Genomic DNA, 24,046 nt, shown 5'->3' with positions numbered 1-24,046 from the left:
GAGGGATCTTACATCGCCTTACGCTTCATGCCTTTCTTCACGCCCGGCGTATGTCGGGTCAGCGCCGGACGCAGGTGACGCGCCTGACGCTTCGCTTCACGCATCTCCTCCAGCGTGGGGGCAGGCACCAGACAGTCACGCCGCCCGCCAATCAGATGCTTCTTGCCCATCGTCTCCAGCGCCTCACGGATCAGCGGCCAGTTAGCCGGATCGTGATAGCGCAGCAGCGCTTTATGTAGCCGACGCTGACGTTCGCCGCGCGGTATCACCACCTCTTCACTCTTGTAGCCAATCTTACCCAGCGGGTTTTTGCCGGTGTAATACATGGTGGTGGAGTTGGCGAGCGGCGACGGATAGAAGTTCTGCACCTGGTCGAGGCGGAAGCGGTGCCGCTTGAGCCACAGCGCCAGATTCACCATATCCTCATCCCGGGTGCCGGGATGCGCAGAGATAAAGTACGGGATCAGATACTGCTCCTTACCCGCCTGCTTCGAGTAAGTATCAAACAGCTCTTTAAAGCGGTGATAGCTTCCCATACCCGGCTTCATCATCTTCGACAGCGGCCCCGCTTCGGTATGTTCCGGGGCAATCTTCAGATAACCGCCCACGTGGTGCGAGGCCAGCTCTTTAATGTAGCGCGGGTCTTCCACCGCAAGGTCATAGCGCACCCCGGAAGCAATAAGGATCTTTTTAATGCCCTTCAGCTCCCGGGCGCGGCGATAGAGATTGATGGTTGGCTGATGGTTAGTCTCCATGTGCGGGCAGATCGCCGGATATACACACGACAGCCGTCGGCAGGTCTGCTCGGCACGCGGCGAGGTGCAGCGCAGCATATACATATTGGCAGTCGGCCCGCCGAGATCGGAGATCACGCCGGTAAAGCCCGGCACCGCATCGCGGATCGCTTCGATCTCGTTGATGATGGAGTCTTCCGAGCGGCTCTGGATGATGCGCCCTTCATGTTCAGTGATGGAGCAGAACGCACAGCCGCCAAAACAGCCGCGCATAATGTTGACCGAGAAGCGGATCATCTCATACGCGGGAATGCGGCGGTTGCCGTAGGCCGGATGCGGCACCCGCTGATACGGCAGGGCAAACACGCTGTCCATCTCTTCGGTTGAGAGCGGGATGGCCGGCGGGTTGATCCAGACGTAGCGCTCGCCGTGCTTCTGCAACAGCGCCCTGGCGCAGCCGGGATTGGTTTCGTGATGCAGAATGCGTGAGGCGTGGGCGTACAGCACCTTATCGCCTTTCACTTTCTCGAACGACGGCAGCAGCACATAGGTTTTCTCCCACGGCTTCGGCGGCGGCGGCTGTACCGTTACCGCTTTCGCCAGCGGCTTTTCCACCTTATTGCCTTCCGCGCACGGCAGATCGTCGCCGTAAGGGTGCGGAATGGGGTCGATGCGCCCCGGTGTATCAAGCCGGGTGGAATCGACGCCGCGCCAGCCCGGCAGCGCTGCTTTCACCAGGATGGCGGTATTGCGCACCTCGCGGATCTGCTCGATGGGTTCCCCCTGCGCCAGGCGGTGCGCGACCTCCACCAGCGGGCGCTCGCCGTTACCGAAGATCAGCATGTCCGCTTTGGCATCCACCAGAACGGAACGGCGCACGGTATCGGACCAGTAGTCGTAGTGCGCGGTACGGCGCAGGCTGGCTTCGATACCGCCGAGGATCACCGGCACGTCGCGCCAGGCTTCTTTACAGCGCTGGGTATAGGCCAGCGAGGCGCGATCCGGGCGTTTGCCCGCGACGTTATCCGGCGTATAGGCATCGTCATGGCGCAGTTTACGATCGGCCGTGTAGCGGTTGATCATCGAATCCATGTTGCCGGCGGTGACGCCGAAAAAGAGGTTTGGTTTGCCGAGGCGCATGAAGTCCGTTTTGCTCTGCCAGTCCGGCTGGGAAATGATCCCGACGCGGAAGCCCTGGGCTTCCAGCATGCGCCCGCAGATCGCCATGCCGAAGCTCGGATGATCGACATAGGCGTCGCCGGTGACGAGGATGATGTCGCAGCTGTCCCAGCCCAGACGATCCATCTCCTCACGCGTCATGGGTAAAAACGGTGCCGGGCCAAAACAGGCCGCCCAGTACTGAGGCCATGAAAACAGGTCGCGATCGGGCTGGATCAAACTGAGGGTGCTCATAGGGGTTCCGGAGGGGATAACAAGTTGCGCAAAAGGACGGCGATTATACGCCGTAAAACAACATAAAAAGAAGGGATATTGTGCGGGGGGGAAATCAATCACCCCTCACCCCGGCTCTCTTGCACATAACGCAAGGCCGGAGCGAGGGTAAAGCAACCGCTTAGCCGGTAGCCTGCACCAGAATCTGCCCGACCGAGCCACGGTCAGCCATCTCCAGGGTCTGGCTGCCATACTGGAACGGGAAGTGCTCCCAGGAGGGCTGCGTGAACAGCACCAGCAGTTCCACCTGACCATCGACCCAGACGGTGTCTTTCCAGCCGCGATCTTCCGGGAACGGTAACGCCCCGTTGACGTTGCGGATCAGGAACTGCGCGCCTTCGATGTGGAACGACTGCGGCGTGTCGGCCCGCACCGTCCAGCGCTCCCAGGAGCCTTGCTGGCTGGTGATGTCGATACGTTTCGGGTCCCACAGCTGGCCGTTAAGCCCCGGATCGTCGCCCAGCGTGACGTCGCGACTGCGCACCGGCGTACCGGCCAGCACATCTTCCGACAGCAGGCGCTGCGGCAGCGGGCTGGTGACCAGCGGCAGCAGACCGGTCGGGCGCAGGGTCAGGACCAGGGTGGAAATCAGAATGCTCGATGGCTCAAACAGCCCGCGCAGACGGTCCATGATGGTCGCCGCATCGCCGCAGGTGATCGATACTTCATCGCCATTGGTCATATCAATCAGCACTTCACGGCGCTCACCCGGCGCCAGAGAGAGCTGGCGCAGCGAGACGGGCGCGGGCAGCACGCCCTGGTCGCCGGCAATAACGTGCAGCGGGCGTCCGTCGCTCATCTGCAGCTGGTAGCGACGGGCGTTAGACGCATTGAGCAGACGCAGGCGCACCCAGCCGCGCGACACTTCCACGTACGGGCCTTCAACGCCATTCACCAGCAGCGTGTCGCCGACAAAGCCGCCGCTGCCCGGCTCGCTGTACTCCGGCACGCCAAAGTTATCCAGCCGCTTGTCCTGAATGATGACCGGGAAGTCATCCACACCGTAATGGTTCGGTACCGGCAGGGTTTTGCTCAGCTCATCCTCTACCAGCCACATGCCAGCCAGCCCGCCGTACACCTGATGCGCAGAGCGGTTCGGCGTATTGGCGCGATACCACAGCGTGGCGGCGCTCTGACGGATGGGCAGCACCGGCGACCAGTCGGCGTTGGGCGACATCATGCGCGCTGCGCCGCCCATCAGCGGGCCAGGCACCTGCAAACCGCTGACGGTCATGGCAACGTTTTCCGTCAGACGATTGCTGTAGATCACTTTCACGTCGTCGCCGTTCCATACCCGCACCGTCGGCCCCATGTAGCGCCCGTTAATGCCCCAGACAGGGGCGCGCGAACCGGTCACGAATGACCAGTGTGCACGCTGAAGCGTAAGAAAGAGGGGCTGGCCGCGACGTGATTCAAGCAGCGGCGGGATCGGCAGCGCTGCCTGCTGGCCTGCCGCGTTTGCCCTCAGCGGTACCGCGCCTGCGCAGAGCGCGATCCCCGATGCCTGAATAAACTGACGCCGACTGAGTGACATATATGCTCCGAGTGAAACTGTCAGAAAAAGCGGGAAACTTCCCTTTAAAAGGGGCCAGCGGCCCCGGAACGCCTGTTTTTATTAAATATTGCCGGAGGCTTCACGCTCCGCCACTTCTTTATCGAGTTCTGCGATTTTTTGTTCCATCACCTGACGGCAGTGGGTAGCCAGATCGCGCACCTGATCCTTGCCCCAGGCGGAGGTATCAATGGGCGGCAGCATCTCGACAATCACCAGCCCGTTTTTCAGGCGGTTCATGTTGATCTTGTTTGAGGTGTTAGAGACGCAAACCGGGATAACCGGTACGCCGGCCGCCAGCGCGGCGTGAAACGCGCCGGTTTTGAACGGCAGCAGGCCGCGCCCGCGGCTGCGCGTCCCTTCCGGGAACATCCATACCGAAATATTACGTTTGCGGATCTGGCTGACAACCTGGGCGATGGTGCCGTGCGCTTTGGCGCGGTTGTCGCGGTCGATCAGCAGGTTACCGGTGAGCCAGTACAGCTGCCCGAAGAACGGGATCCACAGCAGGCTCTTTTTACCTACGGTCACGGTACGCGGCTGCACAATCTTAGCGGCGGTCACCATGTCAAAGTTGTTCTGATGGTTACCAATATAGATGGCGTTGCCGTAATGCTCGGCACCCTCAGGCTTGCGGGTTTCTACCTTCAGGCCAAACACCGGCGCCAGGCGGCCAAACATATGCCCAAAGGTGGCGACGTGGCGCGGATTACGCGGGCTGAACAGACAGTAAATCGAACCGAGAATGCACACCAGAATGCTGTACAGCACTACGATAATAAAACGGAAAATTAATAACATACTTACCTCTTGAGCCACAGCTACCTGCCAGTATACCGCGTTGCGGCAATTCTGGTGCAGTGTTACGCGATGACCTGAGTCTGTGGGGAACCCGACAAACGGCGCCCGAAGGGCAGCGTGCGGCGGGTGAAAAAGATCCCTTCCCTGACGGGAAGGGAGTACGGCTTACTCTTCGCTGTCGCCCGCAGACGGACGCGACGGGGCATCCACTTCAACGCGGTCGATGCGCTGCAGACCGCGCATCAGCGTGCCACGGCGGCCACGCTCGCCGCGCAGCTTCTCAAGCTCCTCAGGGCGCAGTTTGATTTTGCGCTTCCCGACGTGCAGGGTCAGCGTGCTCTGCGGCGGCAGCAGGTAGAGGTGCGCCAGCTTATCGTCGCCCTTCGCCGCGTCGGCGGACGGGATCGAGATAATCTTGTTGCCCTTACCTTTGGAGAGCTGCGGCAGATCGCCTACCGGGAACATCAGCATGCGTCCGGCGGCGCTGATGGCCAGCAGCAGATCGTTTTCATCGACGATCTCCAGCGGCGGCATCACGCGTGCATTATCCGGCAGCGAAATCAGCGCCTTACCGGCGCGGTTGCGCGCAACAAGGTCGTTGAAGGTGCAGACGAAACCGTAGCCCGCATCGGAGGCCATCAGCAGCTTCTGCTGCTCGCCGGTCATCAGCATATGCTCAACCGTGGCACCCGGCGGCAGCGTCAGCTTGCCGGTAAGCGGCTCGCCCTGCCCGCGCGCGGACGGCAGCGAAACCGGATCGACCGCGTAGCTGCGCCCGGTGGAGTCAATAAACACCACCGGCTGGTTGCTTTTGCCTTTTGCGGAAGCCAGCCAGCTGTCCCCCGCCTTGTAGCTCAGACCCTGGGCGTCAATGTCGTGCCCTTTGGCGCTGCGCACCCAGCCCATCTGCGACAGCACGATAGTCACCGGCTCTGACGGCAGCATGTCGTGCTCGTTCATCGCCTTCGCTTCTTCGCGCTCGTGCAGCGGCGAGCGGCGATCGTCGCCGAACGCTTCCGCGTCAGCCTGCAGCTCTTTCTTCAGCAGGGTATTCATTTTGCGCTCGGATGCCAGGATGGCCTGAATCTGATCGCGCTCTTTCTCCAGCTCGCTCTGCTCGCCGCGGATCTTCATCTCTTCCAGTTTGGCGAGATGGCGCAGCTTCAGTTCAAGAATGGCTTCGGCCTGGGTTTCACTGATGACGAAACGGGACATCAGCACCGGCTTCGGCTCGTCTTCGCTACGGATGATGTGGATCACCTCCTCGATATTGAGGAACGCCACCAGCAAACCTTCAAGGATATGCAGGCGCTTCAGCACTTTATCGAGGCGATAGTTCAGACGACGACGCACGGTATCGCGACGGAACGCCAGCCACTCGGTGAGGATCTCCAGCAGGTTTTTCACCGCCGGACGCCCGTCCAGGCCGATCATGTTCAGGTTAACGCGGTAACTTTTTTCCAGATCGGTAGTGGCGAACAGGTGGTTCATCACCTGGTCCATATCCACGCGGTTGGAACGCGGTACCACCACCAGACGCGTTGGGTTCTCGTGGTCGGATTCGTCGCGCAGATCGTCCACCATCGGCAGCTTTTTCGCGCGCATCTGGCTGGCGATCTGCTCCAGCACGCGTGCGCCGGATACCTGATGCGGCAGCGCGGTGATCACCACGGCACCGTCCTCTTTTTTCCAGACTGCGCGCATGCGCACCGAGCCGCGTCCGTTCTGGTAAATCTTACGGATGTCGTCCCGGGCGGTGATGATTTCGGCTTCGGTCGGATAGTCCGGCCCCTGCACGATGTCCAGCAGCTGGTCGAGCGTAGTTTTCGGCTGATCAATCAGCGTCACCGCCGCCTGGGCAACTTCGCGCAGGTTATGCGGCGGAATGTCGGTGGCCATGCCTACCGCAATCCCGGTGGTGCCGTTCAGCAGAATGTTCGGCAGACGCGCCGGCAACATCTTCGGCTCGTCCAGGGTGCCGTCGAAGTTCGGCACGAAATCCACCGTGCCCTGCCCCAGCTCACTGAGCAGCACGCTGGCGTATTTAGAGAGGCGGGATTCGGTATAACGCATCGCCGCGAAGGATTTCGGATCGTCCGGTGCGCCCCAGTTCCCCTGGCCATCCACCAGCGGATAACGATAAGAGAACGGCTGCGCCATCAGCACCATCGCTTCGTAGCAGGCGCTGTCGCCGTGCGGGTGGTATTTACCCAGCACGTCACCCACGGTACGGGCAGATTTTTTAAACTTGGCGCTGGCGTTGAGGCCCAGTTCAGACATGGCATATACGATGCGTCGCTGAACCGGCTTCAGACCATCACCAATAAACGGCAGCGCCCTGTCCATGATGACGTACATGGAGTAGTTAAGGTAGGCGTTTTCCGTGAATTCGTGCAGCGCGAGGCGCTCTGCACCGTCGTGAGTCAGGTCACTCATTACTGATTATTCCTTAGACAATCTGGCCGCACGCAGGGAAACGGCAATATTGCCGCCGATAGTACCCTATCTGCGACGCTGAGTCACAGCAGGGTTGATTATTGCTGATTTAGCAAAAGTCTTTGCACATTTTGCTCATTAAAACGTTTCGCTGACTGTCGTACCATTAGTGCCAAACGTAAATATTCGAGGACAAATAATGAGCAACATTCTGATTATCAACGGCGCGAAAAAATTCGCCCACTCTAATGGCCAGCTTAACGACACCCTGACCGAGGTCGCGGAAAGTTTCCTGCGCGACGCCGGGCATGATGTTCAGGTTACCCGCACCGATGGCGACTACGACGCGAAAGCCGAAGTGCAGAAATACCTGTGGGCCGACGTGGTGATTTACCAGATGCCGGGCTGGTGGATGGGTGCGCCCTGGACCGTGAAAAAGTACATCGATGACGTCTTCACCGAAGGTCACGGCTTCCTGTACGCCAGCGACGGTCGCACCCGTTCCGATGCAGCGAAGAAGTATGGCTCAGGCGGCCTGATTCAGGGCAAAAAATACATGCTGTCCCTGACCTGGAACGCGCCGATGGAGGCCTTCACCGATGAAGCGCAGTTCTTCCACGGCGTGGGCGTGGACGGCGTTTATCTGCCGTTCCACAAAGCCAATGAGTTCCTTGGCATGACCGCGCTGCCGACCTTTATCGCCAATGACGTGATTAAAATGCCGGACGTTCCGCGCTATATCGCAGAATATCGCAAGCACCTCGGCGAAATCTTTGCTTAACTGAGAGCTGAATTTAACAAGGAGTTGATCATGCTGACAGTGATTGCAGAGATCCGCACCCGTCCGGGTGCACACCATCGCCAGGCAGTGCTTGATGCGTTTGCAGGCATCATTCCTGTGGTATTGCAGGAAGAGGGTTGTCACGGCTATGCGCCGCTGATTGACCACAATGCGCAGGTAAGTTTTCAGTCCACCAATCCGGATTCCATCATGATGCTGGAACAGTGGGAGAGCGTGGCGCATCTTGAAGCGCACCTGCAAACCCCGCACATGAAAGCCTGGAGCGACGCGGTGAAAGCCGATGTGCTGGAAACCCATATTCGTATTCTGGAAAACGGCGTGTAAGCCGCCCAGCGGCGATAAAAAAAGGCGATGATCTCATCGCCTTTTTTGTTGTCTGCGCCAGCTCTCGCTGGCCATCAGATTCAGACTTCAATATCTGCCATATCGCCCTTCTCCTGCAGCCAGTTGCGGCGGTCTTCCGAACGCTTCTTGGCCAGCAGCATATCCATCATCGCGGTGGTCTGCTGCTCGTCCTCATCGCTGATGATGAGCTGCACCAGACGGCGGGTGTTAGGATCGAGGGTCGTTTCACGCAGCTGCATCGGGTTCATCTCGCCCAGCCCTTTAAAGCGCTGCACGTTCGGTTTGCCCTTCTTGCGCTTGAGCTGCTCCAGCACGCCGGCTTTCTCTTCTTCATCCAGCGCGTAATAGACCTCTTTGCCGAGATCGATACGGTAGAGCGGCGGCATCGCCACATAAACGTGGCCGCCTTTCACCAGCGAACGGAAGTGCTTCACGAACAGCGCACACAGCAGGGTAGCGATGTGCAGACCATCGGAGTCCGCATCCGCGAGGATACAGATCTTGCCGTAGCGCAGCTGGGTCAGATCTTCGCTGTCCGGATCGATACCGATCGCGACCGAAATGTCGTGCACTTCCTGCGACGCCAGCACCTCGTCGGAGGAGACTTCCCAGGTATTCAGGATCTTCCCTTTCAGCGGCATGATCGCCTGATATTCACGATCGCGCGCCTGTTTGGCGGACCCGCCTGCGGAGTCCCCTTCCACCAGGAACAGCTCGGTACGGCTGAGATCCTGCGCGGTACAGTCGGCCAGCTTGCCGGGCAGGGCCGGGCCGCTGGTCAGCTTTTTACGCACCACTTTCTTCGCCGCACGCATACGGCGCTGGGCGCTGGAGATCGCCATTTCCGCCAGCATTTCGGCGGACTGCACGTTCTGGTTAAGCCACAGGGTGAAAGCATCTTTCACCACGCCGGAGACGAACGCCGCGCACTGGCGCGATGACAGGCGCTCTTTGGTCTGCCCGGCAAACTGCGGATCCTGCATCTTCACCGACAGCACGTAGGCGCAGCGTTCCCAGATATCTTCTGCGGACAGCTTCACGCCGCGCGGCAGAATGTTGCGGTATTCGCAGAATTCGCGCATCGCATCCAGCAGCCCCTGACGCAGACCGTTGACGTGCGTACCGCCCTGCATGGTCGGGATGAGATTCACATAGCTTTCGGTGAGCAGCTCGCCGCCTTCCGGCAGCCAGAGCAGCGCCCAGTCCACGGCTTCGGTATCGCCGGAGAAGTTGCCGACAAAAGGCTTTTCCGGCAGCGTCGGCAGACCGTTCACCGCCTCGCTCAGGTAGTCGGTCAGACCATCCTGATAGCACCAGCGCTGCTCGGCGTTGTTGACGTTGTCTTTGAAGTTGATTTCAACGCCCGGACACAGCACCGCTTTTGCTTTCAGGAGATGCATCAGACGCGACACGGAGAAGCGCGGGCTGTCGAAGAATTTCTCGTCCGGCCAGAAGTGGACGCTGGTGCCGGTATTGCGTTTGCCGCAGGTGCCGATGACCTTCAAATCCTCGACCTTCTCGCCGTTTTCGAAGGCGATGCTGTACACCTGACCATCGCGGCGCACCGTGACTTCCACGCGGCGCGACAGGGCGTTAACCACCGAGATCCCCACGCCGTGCAGGCCGCCGGAGAACTGATAGTTTTTGTTGGAGAATTTACCGCCGGCGTGCAGGCGGCAGAGGATCAGCTCAACCGCGGGAACGCCCTCTTCCGGATGAATATCCACCGGCATGCCGCGGCCGTCATCGATCACTTCCAACGACTGGTCGGCGTGCAGAATAACCTCCACGCGCTTTGCGTGACCGGCCAGCGCTTCGTCCACGCTGTTATCAATAACTTCCTGACCCAGATGGTTAGGGCGAGTGGTGTCGGTGTACATCCCCGGGCGACGGCGAACCGGCTCAAGCCCGGTGAGTACCTCAATGGCATCAGCGTTATAGGATTGCGTCATGATTTATATATTCAGATAGCGTGATCGGATCGATCGGGCTTCAACGTAAACCCAAAAAATCGACAATCTGTGTGAAATGATCTTCGAAGCCGACAAATGCGTGATTCCCCCCGGTTTCGACGGTCTGGCGACAGGAGGCGTAATAGGCCACCGCCTGACGGTAATCCAGCACCTCGTCCCCTTCCTGTTGCAGCAGCCAGATGAGATCCGGTGCTTCAAGCGGGTCGATTTGCATAACTTTGAGATCGTAAATATGGCGAGACTCTAGCACATATTGTTCCCCGGTGTAGGGGTTCTCGTTTTGCCCGAGATAATCGGTCAGCAGTTCGAACGGGCGCACCGCGGGGTTGATAACCACGGCGGGTAACATAAAGCACTGCGACAGCCAGGTAGCAAAATAGCCGCCCAGCGAAGACCCCACCAGGCCTAACGCTTCACCACCGTGCTCCATCACCAGCGACTCCAGCAGCTCGGCGGCGGCAGCCGGATAGGGCGGGAGTTGCGGGACGATGACGTCAATATCGGGATGATGCTCCGCCAGCCAGTGCGTCAGCGCGGTGGCTTTTTCGGAGCGGGGAGAGCTGTTGAACCCGTGGAGGTAGAGAAGCGTAGACATCAGTATCCTTCTGAGGCGGTATCCGGCCGGAAAGCCTGACCTTCAAGACGGCAGACCTCGGTGGTTAAGGTGCCGTCGGGATGCAAATTCAGCCAGCGCCAGCCGGGGGCGATGGTATCAAGGGTAAAGTTGGCGCAGTGCGGTTTGAACTGGACGCAGGTGGACGGCGTGGCAAGCACGCGACGCCCGTTCCAGTCGAGGTCCAGCTCCTGATGAATATGACCGCACAGCAGATGTTTTACCGTCGGGAAACGACTCAGCACGTCGTCCAGATCGCCGGCGTTGCGCAGGCTGTGCTGATCGAGCCAGCTACAGCCGGACGGCAGCGGATGGTGATGCAGCAGCAGCAGCGTCTGGCGGTCGCCCCAGTCGGCCAGCTTGCGCTCAAGCCACTCCAGCTGGAACTCGCTCAGCTCGCCATGCGGCACGCCGAACACCTGGCTGTCGAGCAGCAAAATTTGCCAGGTCGCGTTAAGCAACACCCGTTTCGCCGGGGAAATGCCTGCTTCCTGCAGCGCGCTGTACATCGCCGGCTGGAAATCGTGGTTGCCGGGCAGCCACACGCACGGCGAGGCGAGCGAACTGATACCCTCGGCAAACAGCTGATAAGCTTCGGCGCTATGGTCCTGCGCTAAATCGCCGGTGGCGACAATCAGATCGCAGTCGCGCTGCGCCTGCTGAATGGCCCCCAGCACAGCCTGGTAGCTTTCCCATGTGTTCACACCCAGTAGCGTTTCGCCTTTGCCGGCAAACAGGTGGGTATCGGTGATTTGTAAGATCCTTACCGTTGCCCCATCAGCCGCGGTAAGGTTTAACAGACTTTCCAAATGGTGTCCTTAGGTGTCCACGTCGCTAACAAACCGGAACCGCCATCGCTCCATGTGTAAAACAGTAGCGCAGCCAATCAGCAAGGAATTGGTTTATTTGATGCTTTTCGTCACGTTGATGCAATTTTTTATTCGGATAATCATAACGTGCTTTAAAGCGATAGATCTGCTGACTTGAACACACTTCCGCCACCATCGCGTCATGATAGAGCCGCACGCTCATGGAAGGCAGGCTCCAGTAGCTGACCGCCGGTGCGGTCTGCTCAATTTCCACAAGCGTAGTGTAGCGGGTGGACTCGGTAATTGTTAACCGGTACTGCGCGCTTCCCACCTGATAGCTAACGGTTTCGCCAGCCTGATCCTCGCGAGGCAACAGACGGCGTAACTGGGCGAAATTGGTTTCGCACAGCCGCATCATTTCAGGGAAGTCAGGTGTATAGCGCTTAATCATATTCAGGTATTCCACTCTTTACGTAATGCTTCATGATGCAGCTGCAGCCATTGCAGGGCGATGACGGACGCTGCGTTGTCGATTTTCCCCTCTTCTACCCACTGATAAGCCTGTTCCCGGCTCACCACATGAACACGAATGTCTTCGTTTTCCTCCACCAGACCGTGTACCCCTTCGGCCTGCGTGGCATCCACTTCACCCACCAGTATCGACAGCCGCTCGCTGGTGCCGCCAGGGCTTGCCAGGTAGCTTAATACCGGTTTCGTGCGTTGTACGTCTAACCCCGCTTCTTCGCTGGCTTCGCGCCGCGCAACGTCGTCGGACGTTTCGCCGGTTTCGATCATACCGGCGACCAGTTCCAGCAGCCAGGGGGTATCGCTGGTGTCGTAAGCCGCGATGCGGATTTGTTCAATCAGCACCACCTCATCACGCACCGGGTCAAAGGGTAGCAGCACCGCCGCATGGCCGCGCTCGAAAATTTCACGCTCGATTTCACCGCTCATTTCGCCATTGAAAAGGCGGTGGCGAAAGCGGTAAACATCAAGTGAAAAAAAGCCGCGCCAGCGCGTTTCACGTGCAATAATTTCTACATCATTTTTAGTGAAAGTAACCGGATGTTTCGTTGAAGTGGTCATATTTATCCCGGATTATGCAATGGTGATGAAAGCGACGATTTCAAGTCTGAGCATCTGCCGTTTGCGTTGTGCTGTGGTAGATTGACGGTATTTCAATCCAGAAGGCACGTTACGCCAAGCCCTGGCGGGGGCTGACTCTGCTAGAATCGGCGATCATTTTTCGACGTGTGTCAGCGCTAACAATAAATTCTGCTTCACAACAAGGAATGCAAATGAAGAAATTGCTCCCCATTCTGATCGGTCTGAGCCTTGCCAGCTTCAGCACGCTGAGCCAGGCAGAAAACCTGTTACAGGTTTATAAGCAGGCTCGTTTAAGCAACCCTGACCTGCGTAGATCGGCCGCTGACCGTGATGCCGCATTCGAAAAAATTAACGAAGCACGCAGCCCGTTGCTGCCGCAGCTGGGTCTCGGCGCTGACTACACCTGGAACAACGGCTATCGCGACAGCAGCGGTGTTGACAGTACGACCACCAGCGGCAGTCTGCAACTGACCCAGACCATTTTCGACATGTCGAGATGGCGCGCCCTGACGCTGCAGGAAAAAAGCGCCGGCATTCAGGACGTCACCTGGCAGGTCGATCAGCAGACGCTGATCCTGAACACCGCTACCGCCTATTTTAACGTATTAAGCGCCATCGATGCGCTTTCCTATACTGAAGCGCAGAAGCAGGCGATTTATCGTCAGCTCGATCAAACCACCCAGCGCTTCAACGTTGGTCTGGTCGCCATCACCGACGTGCAGAACGCCCGTTCACAGTATGACAACGTGCTGGCCAACGAAGTTGCCGCCCGTAACACGCTGGACAACGCGGTAGAAGAGCTGCGCCAGGTGACCGGCAATTACTATCCGGAGCTGGCGTCGCTCAATGTCGATAGCTTCACGCCGTCTAAGCCTGAGCCGGTGAACGCCCTGCTGAAAGAAGCGGAGAAGCGTAACCTTTCTCTGCTGCAGGCGCGTCTGAACCAGGACCTGGCCCGCGAGCAGATCCGCTACGCCGAAACCGGCCATATGCCGACCCTCGGCCTGACCGCCTCCACCAGCCTGTCTGATACTGACTACAGCGGCAGCCAGGCGGCGCGCGCCGGCAACGCTGACCGCACCGTAGGGCAGAACTCCGTTGGCCTGAGCTTCTCTCTGCCACTCTACAGCGGCGGCTCGGTCACCTCTCAGGTGAAACAGGCGCAGTACGGCTTTGTGGGTGCCAGCGAGCAGCTGGAGAGCGCGCACCGCAGCGTGGTGCAGACCGTGCGTTCGTCCTATAACAACGTGAATGCGTCCATCAGCAGCATCAACGCGTACAAACAGTCCGTCGTCTCTGCGCAAAGCTCCCTTGATGCGACCGAAGCGGGTTACTCCGTGGGTACACGTACCATCGTTGACGTGCTGGATGCGACCACCACGCTGTACAACGCCAAGCAGCAGCTCTCAAGCGCGCGCTATAACTACCTGATCAACCAGCTCAACATTAAATCTGCGCTGGGTACGCTCAACGAGCAGGATCTGGTTGCGCTTAACAATGCGCTCGGCAAGCCGATTCCGACCACGCCGGAGAGCGTCGCGCCGGAGAATCCGGAGCAGGATGCACGGGTTGAAAGCATGGCTACCAACGACGCAGCGGCTCAGCCAGCAGCCACCGCGCAACCGGCTGCAGCACGTACCACCACCAGCAGCGCGAACCCGTTCCGCAACTGAGGGTAACAGGCAGGGGCGCCCGCCCCTGCCTGAACGTAAGACAACGTAAAGATCCCCTTCCATCCTCGCTTATCTCGGCTTACTTGCTTTAATTTCACCCAGCCATCCACTATCCTGAGCACAATTTGCTGTCTTTTCCCTCCGGGCCCAGGAAGAAAAAATGAAACGGACAAAATCCATTAATCACGCGTCATTCCGCAAAAGCTGGAATGCACGTCATCTGACTCCCGTCGCGCTGGCCGTAACGGCGGTCTTCATGCTTGCGGGCTGCGAACAGAGTGACGAAACCGTCTCGATGTATCAGAATGCCGACGACTGCTCCGCCGCCAATCCGGGCAAAAGCGAACAGTGCACCACTGCCTATAACAATGCCGTAAAAGAAGCCGAACGCACCGCGCCGAAATATGCCACGCGTGAAGATTGCGTCGCAGAGTTCGGTGAAGGCCAGTGCCAGCAGGCACCGGCGCAGGCGGGCATGGCTCCGACCGGTGAAAACCAGGCGCAGGCGCAGAGCAGCGGTAGCTTCTGGATGCCGCTGATGGCGGGCTACATGATGGGTCGCCTGATGGGCGGTGGTGCGGGCTATGCCCAGCAGCCGCTGTTCAGCTCGCGCAACCCGGCCAGCCCGGCATATGGCCAGTACACCGATGCCAGCGGTAAAGGCTATGGCGCCGCCCAGCCGGGTCGCACCATGACCGTGCCGAAAACCGCGCTGGCACCGAAGCCGGCCACCACCTCCACCATCACGCGCGGCGGCTTCGGCGAGTCCGTCGCCAAACAGCACACCATGCAGCGTAGCGCGGCCGGTACCAGCTCTCGCTCCATGGGGGGCTAACCGTGGAACGCGTTTCAATCGTTGAGCGCCCCAACTGGCGCGAAAAAGCTACCGAATTTGGTTTCAACTTTCACACCATGTACGGCGAGCCGTACTGGTGTGAGGACGCCTACTATAAGCTGACCCTCGCCCAGGTGGAGCGCCTCGAAGCGGTCACCGCCGAGCTGCATCAGATGTGCCTGCAGGCCGTGGAAACCGTGGTCAGCAGTGACGATCTGCTGGCCAAATTCCGTATCCCGAAACACACCTGGGAGTTTGTGCGTCAGTCATGGCGCACCAACCAGCCGTCGCTCTACTCTCGTCTCGACATCGCCTGGGACGGCGTGGGCGAGCCAAAGCTGCTTGAGAACAACGCCGACACCCCGACGTCGCTCTACGAAGCCGCGTTCTTCCAGTGGCTGTGGCTTGAAGATCAGCTTAACGCCGGAAACCTGCCGGCGGGCAGCGATCAGTTCAACAGCCTGCAGGAGCAGATCATTGAGCGCTTCGTGGAGCTGCGTGAAAAACACGGTTTCCAGCTGGTGCATTTCGCCTGCTGCCGCGACAGCGTCGAAGATCGCGGTACCGTGCAATATCTGCAGGACTGCGCCGCCGAAGCGGGGGTCGCCTCTGAATTCCTGTTTATCGAAGATATCGGGCTTGGCGAAAAGGGGCAGTTCACCGATCTGCAGGATCAGGTGATCAGCAACCTGTTTAAGCTCTATCCGTGGGAATTCATGCTGCGCGAGGTGTTCTCCACCAAGCTGGAAGATGCCGGCGTGCGCTGGCTGGAGCCAGCCTGGAAGAGCATTCTCTCCAATAAAGCGCTGCTGCCGCTGCTGTGGAAGATGTTCCCGGACCATCCTAACCTGCTGCCCGCGTACTTTGCCGAAGACAGCCATCCTGAGATGGAAAAATACGTGGTGAAGCCGCTTTTCTCGCGCGAAGGTGCCAACATTACCATCGTCGATAACGGTCAGGAGATTGCCCGCTCGGAAGGCGTTTACGGTGAAGAAGGCATGATTGTGCAGCAGTACCATCCACTGCCGCAGTTCGACGGCAGCTACACGCTGATTGGCAGCTGGCTTATCAACGATCAACCGGCCGGGATCGGCATTCGCGAAGATAAGGCGCTGATCACCCAGGATATGTCGCGCTTCTACCCGCATATCTTTGTTGAGTAACCCTCACCGCAGATAAATAAGGCGCGACTGTTCGCGCCTTATTTTTTAGCCCACCTGCACCGACAGCATACTGATCGACCCCATCTCCATGCCCTCAACCGGTACGCTCACCGGCTCCTTGCCATCCCACGCGCCCAGCACGTAGAGCAGCGGCAGGAAGTGATCCGGCGTCGGGTTCGAAAGACTGCCGCCTTCATGGTCGAGATAGTTCACCAGCGGATGTTTATCGGCATCGCCCTGCCATGTCAGGTTCGCTTTAACGTAGTCATTAAACGACTGCGCCCAGGGATACGGCGTGCTTTCGCCGTGCCAGCGCGCGGTGCGCAGGTTATGCACCACGTTACCGCTCGCCACCAGCATAATGCCCTCATCGCGCAGCGCGGCGAGTTTACGGCCCAGCTGGTAATGCCAGACGTTGGGTCTGGTGCTGTCGATGCTGAGCTGCACCACCGGAATATCAGCATCAGGATACATTTTAATCAGCACGCCCCAGGAGCCGTGGTCAAAGCCCCAGGCTTCTTTATCCAGCGTCACCGGCACCGGGGCAAGCAGATCCACCAGCCGCTGAGCCAGCGCCGGCGAGCCGGGGGCCGGATAATGGGTGTCGTACAGCGCCTGCGGGAAGCCACCGAAATCATGGATAGTTTTCGGGGTTTCCATCGCGGTCACGCCGGTACCGCGGGTATACCAGTGCGCGGATATCACCACGATAGCTTTCGGGCGCGGCAGCGTGTCGCCCAGCTGCTGCCAGACGCGGGTGTAAAGATTGTCTTCGAGGACGTTCATTGGGCTGCCATGCCCCAGAAACAGTGCTGGCATTCGCGTATGAGACATGGTGTTATCCTTCAAATTGCGCTAAACAAGATATGCATCACCTTACGCGCTTTCATACCGGGATGAACTCAGATAACCATGATGATGATCATCAGGAATTTTGAATGTAAGTACTGTGTAAATCAGGGGCTTGCGGTCTCGCTATTTCACCGCCCACTCATTAATATTAATGAGAATCATTATCAAAGGAGAAGTTTATGTCAGTGCCGTTGCTCCTGACCATACTGGCAGGCGGAGCCACCTTTATCGGAGCCCTGTTTGGCGTACTTGGCCAGAGACCGTCCAACCGGTTGCTGGCGTTCTCTCTCGGCTTTGCTGCCGGCATTATGCTGCTTATCTCCCTGATGGAGATGCTGCCCGCTGCGCTGCACACCGAGGGGATGTCTCCGGTGCTGGGCTACGGGATGTTTATTCTCGGCCTGGTCGGTTACTTTGTGCTGGACCGCTCCCTGCCCCACGCCCATCCGCAGGATCTGCTGGACGGCTCGCTGAAAAAGCGCAACCTGCAACGCACCGCGCTGTTGCTGACTCTTGGCATCAGCCTGCACAACTTCCCGGAAGGCATTGCCACTTATGTTACGGCGAGCAGCGATCTGGAACTGGGTCTGGGCATTGCTCTGGCAGTCGCCCTGCACAACATTCCTGAAGGGCTGGCCGTCGCCGGGCCGGTGTTTGCAGCTACGGGCTCAAAACGCAAAGCGCTACTGTGGGCTGGCGTGTCCGGTATGGCGGAAATCCTCGGCGGCGTGCTGGCGTGGCTGATCCTCGGCACCCTGGTATCGCCGGTGGTGATGGCGGCGATTATGGCGGCGGTGGCCGGGATTATGGTGGCGCTGTCGGTGGATGAACTGATGCCGCTGGCCAAAGAGATCGATCCGCACAACAACCCAAGCTATGGCGTGCTGTGTGGCATGTCGGTGATGGGCTTCAGCCTGACGCTCCTGCAAAGCAGCGGCATCGGCTGATAAACAGCGATAAAAAAACCCGGCGGCTGCCGGGTTTTTTTATGCGCTACGTTCAGCTGGCTTTGCGTTCGTGGGTCTGACGATACTCAACCAGATCCTCAATGGTCACCACCGGCATATCATGCTGACGAGCGAAAGCGATGCACTCCGGTGCGCGAGCCATGGTGCCGTCATCATTGGTCAGCTCGCACAGCACGCCCGCAGGCTTGAAGCCGGCGAGGGTTACCAGATCGATGGTCGCTTCGGTATGGCCACCGCGGGTCAGTACGCCGCCCGGCTGCGCACGCAGCGGGAAAACGTGGCCTGGACGGTTGAGATCCGATGGCTTCGCGCCGTCGGCAATGGCGGCACGCACCGTGGTGATACGGTCAGCGGCGGACACGCCGGTGGTTACGCCGTGCGCGGCTTCGATGGTGACAGTAAAACCGGTGCCGAAGGAGCTGGTGTTGTTCTCCACCATCATCGGCAGGTCAAGCTGTTTACGGCGATCTTCGTTGATGCACAGGCAAACAATACCGCTGCCGTGACGGATGGTCAGCGCCATCTGCTCTACGGTCATGGTTTCGGCGGCAAAGATCATGTCGCCTTCGTTTTCGCGATTTTCATCGTCCAGCACCATCACACCGCGACCGTTGCGCAGGGCGGTAAGTGCCTGTTCCACGCGCTCTGCGGAGGAACCAAAAGAAGAAAGGAGCGTCTGATTCATGGTAATAAAACCTCAGTATAAATATGGTTACCAGAATCAGGGCAGTCTTAGGAGTACCGCAAGCGGCATAATAATAACGTGAGCAGGCCGTAGCCTGAGCTGTGTCGTTACCCTCTCCCATCCGGACTTTAACCGTCGGCCCCGGAATTACACCGGATCTGCTGACCTTCAACGTTGCCATTGAAGCGCTCGCGGGCTTTCAGCTGCGCTGATTTACCGCCGGTGGGGAATTTCGCCCCGCCCTGAGAATAAGCGGGTTAACTATAACGCCATTGATTAATGGCGGCAATGCATAAGCTTCATATACTCATAATGGATATAGCAAAAGCACGCGTATTCGCCTGAATAACGCAATGGGGACATTTCCGGTTTATCACCTGCGGATCAGGCATTACAATTAGGTTTAACACCACATCAGCTCAGGGAAACCGCTATGATTGACCCGAAAAAAATTGAACAGATCGCCCGTCAGGTACATGAGTCTATGCCCAAAGGGATTCGCGAATTCGGGGAAGACGTTGAGAAACGCATCCGCCAGACCCTGCAGGCGCAGCTGTCGCGTCTGGATCTGGTGAGCCGGGAAGAGTTTGACGTGCAGACGCAGGTACTGCTGCGTACTCGTGAAAAGCTGACTGCGCTGGAACAGCGTCTGAACGAACTGGAAGGCCGCACTGCCGGTACACCGTCTACCGCGAACGTCACGCCAGCCGCGGACAGTAGCGTAACGCCTTCCGCTGCCACCAGCGCGGTGTCACCGCCCGCTATCCCGCCGGTCGATAACATTTAAGACCGTACGTCTCTCCCTCATGACGAGGGAGAGCGCTTTTAATACCGGCTACTTCCCGCTGTTTCTCTGGATCTTTTTGATAATGTTGGTCGTCGAGCAGCCGTCTTCGAAGTTAAGTACCAGCACGTCGCCGCCGTTGGCCCACACCTCTTCGCTTCCGGCAATCTCTTCCGGCTTATAGTCCCCGCCTTTTACCAGCAGATCCGGCAGGATCCCGGCGATCAGGCGCTGCGGTGTATCCTCTTCAAACGCCACCACCCAGTCCACCGCTTCCAGCGCGCCAAGCACGATCATGCGCTGCTCCAGCGGATTCACCGGACGCGTTTCGCCCTTCAGACGTTTCGTCGATGCATCGCTGTTGACTGCCACAATCAGGCGGTCGCCGAGCTTACGGGCATTAGCGAGGTAGGAGACGTGACCGGCGTGCAGAATGTCGAATACGCCGTTGGTCATCACCACTTTTTCACCGCGTTTGCGCGCAGCGGCTACCGCCTCTTTCAGCCCCGCTTCGGTCATTACACCGAAGCCGGTCTCCGAGCGTCCGCGCACGGCGTTTTCCAGCTCAACCGGTGAGACGGTGGAAGTACCGAGTTTGCCGACCACCACGCCCGCGGCGGCGTTAGCGAAGTAGCACGCCTCTTCCAGCGTGTTGCCCGCCGCAAGGGTGGCCGCCAGCACGCCGATAACCGTGTCGCCCGCCCCGGTAACGTCATACACTTCCTGCGCCAGCGTCGGCAGGTGGAACGGATCTTTGCCCGGCTGGAGCAGCGTCATGCCTTGCTCGGAGCGGGTCACCAGCAGCGCGGCGAGGTCAAAATCGGCAATCAGCTGCATACCGCGGCTGACGATCTCGTCTTCGGTCTTGCACTTCCCGACCACCGCTTCGAACTCGGAGAGGTTCGGGGTCAACAGCGTGGCACCGCGGTAGCGTTCAAAGTCAGCGCCTTTCGGGTCGATCAGCACCGGTACGCCGGCATTACGCGCCAGCTGAATCATCTGCTGCACGCTGTTGAGCGCCCCTTTGGCGTAATCGGACAGCACCAGCGCGCCAATCTGCGGCAGCGCCTGGCTGATGCGCTCGTGCAGCGGCTGCGGGTCAACGCCCTCAAACCCCTCTTCAAAATCGAGGCGGATCAGCTGCTGGTTGCGCGACAGCACGCGCAGTTTGGTAATGGTCGGATGCGTTGGAACGGAAACGAAGTCGCACTTCACGTTAACGCCTGCCAGCGACTGGCTCAGCGCGCGCGCCGCGTCGTCGATGCCGGTCAGGCCAACCAGGCGCGAGTTCGCCCCCAGCGACGCAATGTTCATCGCCACGTTCGCCGCTCCGCCCGGACGCTCTTCAATGGTATCGACCTTCACCACCGGCACCGGCGCTTCCGGGGAAATACGGCTGGTTGGGCCATACCAGTAGCGATCCAGCATCACGTCACCGACGACCATGACTCCTGCGCGCTCAAATTCGGGCAGCGTTACTTTCATTCCTGACTCTCCTGAGAGAATGCCCCGCGCGTCGCCGGACAAGGCCTGTTTTGCCCGCCCGCCCCGCGTGGGGATTATCAAAATTTGCGCGCGATAATAGCACAGTTACGGCGTATCGCACGGCTCCACCAGCCATTTGCGCCAGCTTTCCCGTACCCGCTCGCGCTCCCGGGCAAACGCCTGCTGATCGACGTTCCCCGGCAGTTCCTGCAATGCCAGGTCGTGCAGCTCGTCGCGCAGCGTCACGTAAGCATGGGTCAGCGCCCGGGCTTCGTCGTCATCCATGATGTCGTTCTGCGCCAGCAGTTCGAGAATGCGTACGTTATCGGACCAGCGCGTCAGTTTCGGCGCTTCATGGGCAAAGCGTAGCACCAGATACTGCGTGATAAATTCGATATCGGTGATGCCGCCTTCGTCGGCCTTGATATCAAAGCGGTCGCGCTGCTTGCCGCCCAGATGCGCCCGCATCTTCTCGCGCATCTCGCGTACTTCAGTTTGCAGCGTCGCGCCCTCTCGGGGCTGAGCCAGAATGTCGCGGCGGATGGCGTCAAAGCGCAGATTAAGCTGCGGATCGCCGTATACCACGCGGGCGCGCACCAGCGCCTGATGCTCCCAGGTCCAGGCTTCATGCTGCTGGTAGTCGGCAAAGGCATCCGCCGTGGTCACCAGCATGCCCGCTGCGCCGGAAGGCCGCAGGCGAGCATCCACTTCATAGAGAATGCCCGACGAGGTGCGGGTGCTGAACAGGTGCATGATGCGTTGCGCCAGGCGCAGGTAGAACTGGCGACCATCGATCTCGCGATCGCCGTCGGTCATCACGTCCAGCGGGCAGTCGTGGAGAAACACCAGGTCGAGATCGGAGCTGTAGCCCAGCTCCCAGCCGCCAAGCTTACCGTAGCCAATCACCGCAAAGCCGCGCCCTTCCCGGTCATGCAGATGACGCGGCTGACCGTAGCGCGCCACCATCTGCGACCAGGCCTGACGCACTACCGCATCGATAATCGCCTCCGCCAGCCAGGTCAAGTGATCGCTCACTTTCATCACCGGCAGCGTACCGGCAATATCCGCCGCCGCCACGCGCAGCATCTGCGCCTGCTTAAACTGACGCAGCGCTTCCAGCTGCTGCTCCTCATCCTCTTCCGGGACGCGCAGCAGGTACTGGCGCAGCTCGTCGCGATAGGCATCGGTCGCGGTCGGCTGATAGAGCGTCGCCGGGTCGAGCAGCTCATCAAGCAGCAGCGGATAGCGCGCCAGCTGGCTGGCTACCATCGGCGAAGCAGCGCAGAGGGTGATCAGATGCTTGAGCGCACCGGGAAACTCGGTAAGTAGCTCAAGATAGGTGGTGCGCGTAACGATCCCCACCAGCAGCGGCGTCATACGCGACAGCGGCACGTGGGCGTCGGCCCGGCTGCAGACGTCGCTCAGCAGGCGCGGCATCAGCTGGTCCAGCACCTGCCGGCCGCGCGGGCCAATGGTGCGTTTATCCAGCTCTTTACGGAAATCGGCGATCAGCGCCAGCACCCGCTCGCGTGATGCCGTATCCAGATGCGCCAGCACCGGGGTGGAGTCCTCCACATCCAGCGTATCCTGCCACAGCTCGCGCCAGGCTTCGGGCAGCGCATCCTCATCCGCCTGCGGCTCGTCATCGCCGATCAGCTCGTTAAATACCTGGCGTACCGCCGCCATGTGCTGCTCAAGGGTCCGGGTCAGCGTCTCCCAGCTCTCGTACTGCATGCCCCACGCCAGCCGGGCGCGGTTGAGCGCATCCCCTGGCAGCGTCTGGGTCTGCTCGTCGTTGATGCTTTGCAACAGATTTTCGAGACGCCGCAGGTAAAGGTAAGCCTCGCGCAGCGTCTGCGCCTCGCCTTCGGGCAGCAGATGCAGCGCATCGATAGCCTCAAGCGTTGGCAGCAGGGAGCGCGACTGGAGCGACGGCTCACGTCCGCCGCGGATCAGCTGAAACACCTGCACGATAAACTCGATTTCACGAATACCGCCCGCCCCCAGCTTGATGTTGTCCGTCAGGCCGCGTCGCCGCACTTCCCGGGCAATCATCCCTTTCATATTGCGCAGCGACTGGATCACGCTGAAGTCGATATAGCGGCGGAAGATGAACGGGCGCAGCATGGCGCGCAGCTCCTGGCTCCAGCGATCGTCGCTATCCCCCATAATGCGGGCCTTCACCATCGCGTAGCGCTCCCAGTCGCGTCCCTGCTCCTGGTAATAATCCTCCAGCGCGGCAAAGCTCAGCACCAGCGGGCCGCTGTCGCCAAACGGGCGCAGGCGCATGTCCACGCGATAGACGAAGCCGTCCTGGGTGGCCTGATCCAGCGCTTTAATCAGCCGCTGGCCGAGGCGGGTGAAGAACTGGGCATTATCCAGCTCGCGCCGTCCACCCCGGGTAACGCCGTTTTCCGGCCAGGCAAAAATCAGGTCGATATCCGAGGAGAAGTTAAGCTCTCCGCCCCCCAGTTTCCCCATCCCCAGGATCAGCAGCGGCTGCGCTACGCCCTCGTGATTGCACGGCGTGCCCCACTCGCGGCAGCAGGCGGCGTAGAGCCAGTCGCGGGCTGCGACAATCAGCGTTTCAGCCAGCTGGCTGAGCTGCGCGAGGATCACCGGCGTCGGTAACACATCCAGCGCCTGCGCCCAGGCGATGCGCACCATGATGCGGCGGCGGAACTGACGCAGGACGCGCATCAGAGCAGCCTCATCGGTCACCTCCTGCAGCGCGGCATCAAGCCAGGCAGCATAGTGCCGATGCTCCTCCGCATGCGGCGGGTCGTTGTTCAGTTCCGCAGCCCATGTCGGCCAGGCGATAACGCTGTTTTCCACAAACTCGCTGAACGCGAGCACGGCCCGCGCGTCGTCCGTCAGCGACGTATCCGGGAGCGCCTGCGCGACGCGTTCATGCACCTTCTGCCACTGCTGTTCTAAAACCGGGGAAAGCGGGATCATAGAGATTCCTTCGCCTGAA

Annotated in this window: 20 protein-coding genes and 1 riboswitch; of the genes, 7 read left to right on the top strand and 13 right to left on the bottom strand. The window is 59.6% G+C overall.

Features of this window, described 5'->3' with window-relative positions; all coding sequences use genetic code 11:
- Nucleotides 1-8 precede the first annotated feature (8 nt).
- The 4 genes from KFZ77_RS03025 to parC form a co-directional block, all read right to left on the bottom strand.
- Nucleotides 9-2,147, bottom strand: a complete 2,139-nt coding sequence (locus KFZ77_RS03025; protein ID WP_264385402.1) for a YgiQ family radical SAM protein — start codon at nucleotides 2,145-2,147, stop codon at nucleotides 9-11.
- A 160-nt stretch (nucleotides 2,148-2,307) separates the two neighbouring features.
- Nucleotides 2,308-3,720: a cell division protein FtsP gene (gene ftsP, locus KFZ77_RS03020; protein ID WP_031518722.1), complete on the bottom strand. Its 1,413-nt coding sequence runs from the start codon at nucleotides 3,718-3,720 to the stop codon at nucleotides 2,308-2,310.
- Nucleotides 3,721-3,801: 81 nt separating this feature from the next.
- Nucleotides 3,802-4,539: a 1-acylglycerol-3-phosphate O-acyltransferase gene (gene plsC, locus KFZ77_RS03015; protein ID WP_031518724.1), complete on the bottom strand. Its 738-nt coding sequence runs from the start codon at nucleotides 4,537-4,539 to the stop codon at nucleotides 3,802-3,804.
- Between the two features lie 165 nt (nucleotides 4,540-4,704).
- Nucleotides 4,705-6,975, bottom strand: a complete 2,271-nt coding sequence (gene parC / locus KFZ77_RS03010; RefSeq protein ID WP_264385401.1) for a DNA topoisomerase IV subunit A — start codon at nucleotides 6,973-6,975, stop codon at nucleotides 4,705-4,707.
- 199 nt (nucleotides 6,976-7,174) lie between these two features.
- Between parC and KFZ77_RS03005 the strand changes: the two genes are divergently transcribed.
- Nucleotides 7,175-7,756 carry an NAD(P)H-dependent oxidoreductase gene (locus KFZ77_RS03005; protein WP_264385400.1) on the top strand — a complete coding sequence of 194 codons (582 nt, stop codon included), beginning with the start codon at nucleotides 7,175-7,177 and terminating at the stop codon, nucleotides 7,754-7,756.
- Between the two features lie 30 nt (nucleotides 7,757-7,786).
- The gene (locus tag KFZ77_RS03000) at nucleotides 7,787-8,101 is read left to right on the top strand and encodes a putative quinol monooxygenase (RefSeq protein ID WP_264385399.1); all 315 of its coding nucleotides are present in this window, start codon (nucleotides 7,787-7,789) and stop codon (nucleotides 8,099-8,101) included.
- Between the two features lie 80 nt (nucleotides 8,102-8,181).
- Here KFZ77_RS03000 and parE read toward each other — a convergent pair whose 3' ends face one another.
- Genes parE through nudF form a run of 5 tightly spaced genes read right to left on the bottom strand, consistent with a single transcriptional unit; the run spans nucleotide 8,182 to nucleotide 12,603 of the window.
- On the bottom strand, nucleotides 8,182-10,074 hold the full coding sequence (gene parE / locus KFZ77_RS02995) for a DNA topoisomerase IV subunit B (protein ID WP_264385398.1): 1,893 nt from the start codon (nucleotides 10,072-10,074) through the stop codon (nucleotides 8,182-8,184).
- Nucleotides 10,075-10,114: 40 nt separating this feature from the next.
- Nucleotides 10,115-10,690: an esterase YqiA gene (gene yqiA, locus KFZ77_RS02990; RefSeq protein ID WP_031518732.1), complete on the bottom strand. Its 576-nt coding sequence runs from the start codon at nucleotides 10,688-10,690 to the stop codon at nucleotides 10,115-10,117.
- Nucleotides 10,690-11,517, bottom strand: a complete 828-nt coding sequence (cpdA, locus tag KFZ77_RS02985) for a 3',5'-cyclic-AMP phosphodiesterase (RefSeq protein WP_264385397.1) — start codon at nucleotides 11,515-11,517, stop codon at nucleotides 10,690-10,692. The genes yqiA and cpdA overlap by 1 nt, the downstream gene beginning before the upstream one ends.
- A gap of 25 nt (nucleotides 11,518-11,542) precedes the next feature.
- A complete protein-coding gene (locus tag KFZ77_RS02980; RefSeq protein ID WP_031518736.1) occupies nucleotides 11,543-11,965 on the bottom strand; it encodes a DUF1249 family protein in 423 nt (140 codons plus the stop codon).
- Between the two features lie 5 nt (nucleotides 11,966-11,970).
- Entirely contained in the window at nucleotides 11,971-12,603 is a 633-nt protein-coding gene (gene nudF / locus KFZ77_RS02975; protein WP_264385396.1) for an ADP-ribose diphosphatase, read from the bottom strand.
- Nucleotides 12,604-12,815: 212 nt separating this feature from the next.
- Between nudF and tolC the strand changes: the two genes are divergently transcribed.
- The 3 genes from tolC to KFZ77_RS02960 all read left to right on the top strand — a co-directional run bounded on the left by tolC (nucleotide 12,816) and on the right by KFZ77_RS02960 (nucleotide 16,295).
- Nucleotides 12,816-14,297 (top strand): outer membrane channel protein TolC, encoded by a 1,482-nt coding sequence (tolC, locus tag KFZ77_RS02970; protein ID WP_031518739.1) that lies wholly within the window; start codon nucleotides 12,816-12,818, stop codon nucleotides 14,295-14,297.
- A 160-nt stretch (nucleotides 14,298-14,457) separates the two neighbouring features.
- On the top strand, nucleotides 14,458-15,132 hold the full coding sequence (locus KFZ77_RS02965) for a DUF1190 family protein (RefSeq protein WP_031518741.1): 675 nt from the start codon (nucleotides 14,458-14,460) through the stop codon (nucleotides 15,130-15,132).
- Nucleotides 15,133-15,134: 2 nt separating this feature from the next.
- Nucleotides 15,135-16,295 (top strand): glutathionylspermidine synthase family protein, encoded by a 1,161-nt coding sequence (locus KFZ77_RS02960; RefSeq protein ID WP_264385395.1) that lies wholly within the window; start codon nucleotides 15,135-15,137, stop codon nucleotides 16,293-16,295.
- A gap of 45 nt (nucleotides 16,296-16,340) precedes the next feature.
- On the opposite strand, the gene ygiD is transcribed toward KFZ77_RS02960, so the two are convergent.
- A complete protein-coding gene (gene ygiD / locus KFZ77_RS02955; protein ID WP_031518745.1) occupies nucleotides 16,341-17,129 on the bottom strand; it encodes a 4,5-DOPA-extradiol-dioxygenase in 789 nt (262 codons plus the stop codon).
- Between the two features lie 197 nt (nucleotides 17,130-17,326).
- Here ygiD and zupT point away from each other — a divergent pair, with 197 nt between their 5' ends.
- Nucleotides 17,327-18,094: a zinc transporter ZupT gene (gene zupT / locus KFZ77_RS02950; protein WP_031518746.1), complete on the top strand. Its 768-nt coding sequence runs from the start codon at nucleotides 17,327-17,329 to the stop codon at nucleotides 18,092-18,094.
- Between the two features lie 52 nt (nucleotides 18,095-18,146).
- Here zupT and ribB read toward each other — a convergent pair whose 3' ends face one another.
- Nucleotides 18,147-18,800: a 3,4-dihydroxy-2-butanone-4-phosphate synthase gene (ribB, locus tag KFZ77_RS02945; protein ID WP_031518747.1), complete on the bottom strand. Its 654-nt coding sequence runs from the start codon at nucleotides 18,798-18,800 to the stop codon at nucleotides 18,147-18,149.
- Between the two features lie 105 nt (nucleotides 18,801-18,905).
- A riboswitch (FMN riboswitch) is annotated at nucleotides 18,906-19,054 on the bottom strand.
- A 179-nt stretch (nucleotides 19,055-19,233) separates the two neighbouring features.
- On the opposite strand from ribB, the gene ubiK reads away from it, so the two are divergent.
- On the top strand, nucleotides 19,234-19,587 hold the full coding sequence (gene ubiK, locus KFZ77_RS02940) for a ubiquinone biosynthesis accessory factor UbiK (protein WP_264385394.1): 354 nt from the start codon (nucleotides 19,234-19,236) through the stop codon (nucleotides 19,585-19,587).
- 48 nt (nucleotides 19,588-19,635) lie between these two features.
- Here the strand turns inward: ubiK and hldE are convergent, their stop codons facing one another.
- Both hldE and glnE read right to left on the bottom strand, forming a co-directional pair.
- Entirely contained in the window at nucleotides 19,636-21,069 is a 1,434-nt protein-coding gene (gene hldE / locus KFZ77_RS02935) for a bifunctional D-glycero-beta-D-manno-heptose-7-phosphate kinase/D-glycero-beta-D-manno-heptose 1-phosphate adenylyltransferase HldE (RefSeq protein ID WP_264385393.1), read from the bottom strand.
- A 105-nt stretch (nucleotides 21,070-21,174) separates the two neighbouring features.
- Complete coding sequence (gene glnE / locus KFZ77_RS02930) at nucleotides 21,175-24,027, bottom strand: bifunctional [glutamate--ammonia ligase]-adenylyl-L-tyrosine phosphorylase/[glutamate--ammonia-ligase] adenylyltransferase (RefSeq protein WP_264385392.1); 2,853 nt, start codon at nucleotides 24,025-24,027, stop codon at nucleotides 21,175-21,177.
- Nucleotides 24,028-24,046 lie beyond the last annotated feature (19 nt).

Origin of the sequence: Siccibacter colletis (genome assembly GCF_025914095.1) — a bacterium.
GTDB classification, from domain to species: domain Bacteria; phylum Pseudomonadota; class Gammaproteobacteria; order Enterobacterales; family Enterobacteriaceae; genus Siccibacter; species Siccibacter colletis.
This window is presented reverse-complemented; position numbering and strand designations above follow the sequence as displayed.

Coding starts and splice junctions, on each gene's coding strand:
- KFZ77_RS03025 (WP_264385402.1), bottom strand. CDS start 2,147: ATGAGCACCCTCAGTTTGATCCAGCCCGATCGCGACCTGTTTTCATGG.
- ftsP (WP_031518722.1), bottom strand. CDS start 3,720: ATGTCACTCAGTCGGCGTCAGTTTATTCAGGCATCGGGGATCGCGCTC.
- plsC (WP_031518724.1), bottom strand. CDS start 4,539: ATGTTATTAATTTTCCGTTTTATTATCGTAGTGCTGTACAGCATTCTG.
- parC (WP_264385401.1), bottom strand. CDS start 6,975: ATGAGTGACCTGACTCACGACGGTGCAGAGCGCCTCGCGCTGCACGAA.
- KFZ77_RS03005 (WP_264385400.1), top strand. CDS start 7,175: ATGAGCAACATTCTGATTATCAACGGCGCGAAAAAATTCGCCCACTCT.
- KFZ77_RS03000 (WP_264385399.1), top strand. CDS start 7,787: ATGCTGACAGTGATTGCAGAGATCCGCACCCGTCCGGGTGCACACCAT.
- parE (WP_264385398.1), bottom strand. CDS start 10,074: ATGACGCAATCCTATAACGCTGATGCCATTGAGGTACTCACCGGGCTT.
- yqiA (WP_031518732.1), bottom strand. CDS start 10,690: ATGTCTACGCTTCTCTACCTCCACGGGTTCAACAGCTCTCCCCGCTCC.
- nudF (WP_264385396.1), bottom strand. CDS start 12,603: ATGACCACTTCAACGAAACATCCGGTTACTTTCACTAAAAATGATGTA.
- tolC (WP_031518739.1), top strand. CDS start 12,816: ATGAAGAAATTGCTCCCCATTCTGATCGGTCTGAGCCTTGCCAGCTTC.
- KFZ77_RS02965 (WP_031518741.1), top strand. CDS start 14,458: ATGAAACGGACAAAATCCATTAATCACGCGTCATTCCGCAAAAGCTGG.
- ygiD (WP_031518745.1), bottom strand. CDS start 17,129: ATGTCTCATACGCGAATGCCAGCACTGTTTCTGGGGCATGGCAGCCCA.
- zupT (WP_031518746.1), top strand. CDS start 17,327: ATGTCAGTGCCGTTGCTCCTGACCATACTGGCAGGCGGAGCCACCTTT.
- ribB (WP_031518747.1), bottom strand. CDS start 18,800: ATGAATCAGACGCTCCTTTCTTCTTTTGGTTCCTCCGCAGAGCGCGTG.
- ubiK (WP_264385394.1), top strand. CDS start 19,234: ATGATTGACCCGAAAAAAATTGAACAGATCGCCCGTCAGGTACATGAG.
- hldE (WP_264385393.1), bottom strand. CDS start 21,069: ATGAAAGTAACGCTGCCCGAATTTGAGCGCGCAGGAGTCATGGTCGTC.
- glnE (WP_264385392.1), bottom strand. CDS start 24,027: ATGATCCCGCTTTCCCCGGTTTTAGAACAGCAGTGGCAGAAGGTGCAT.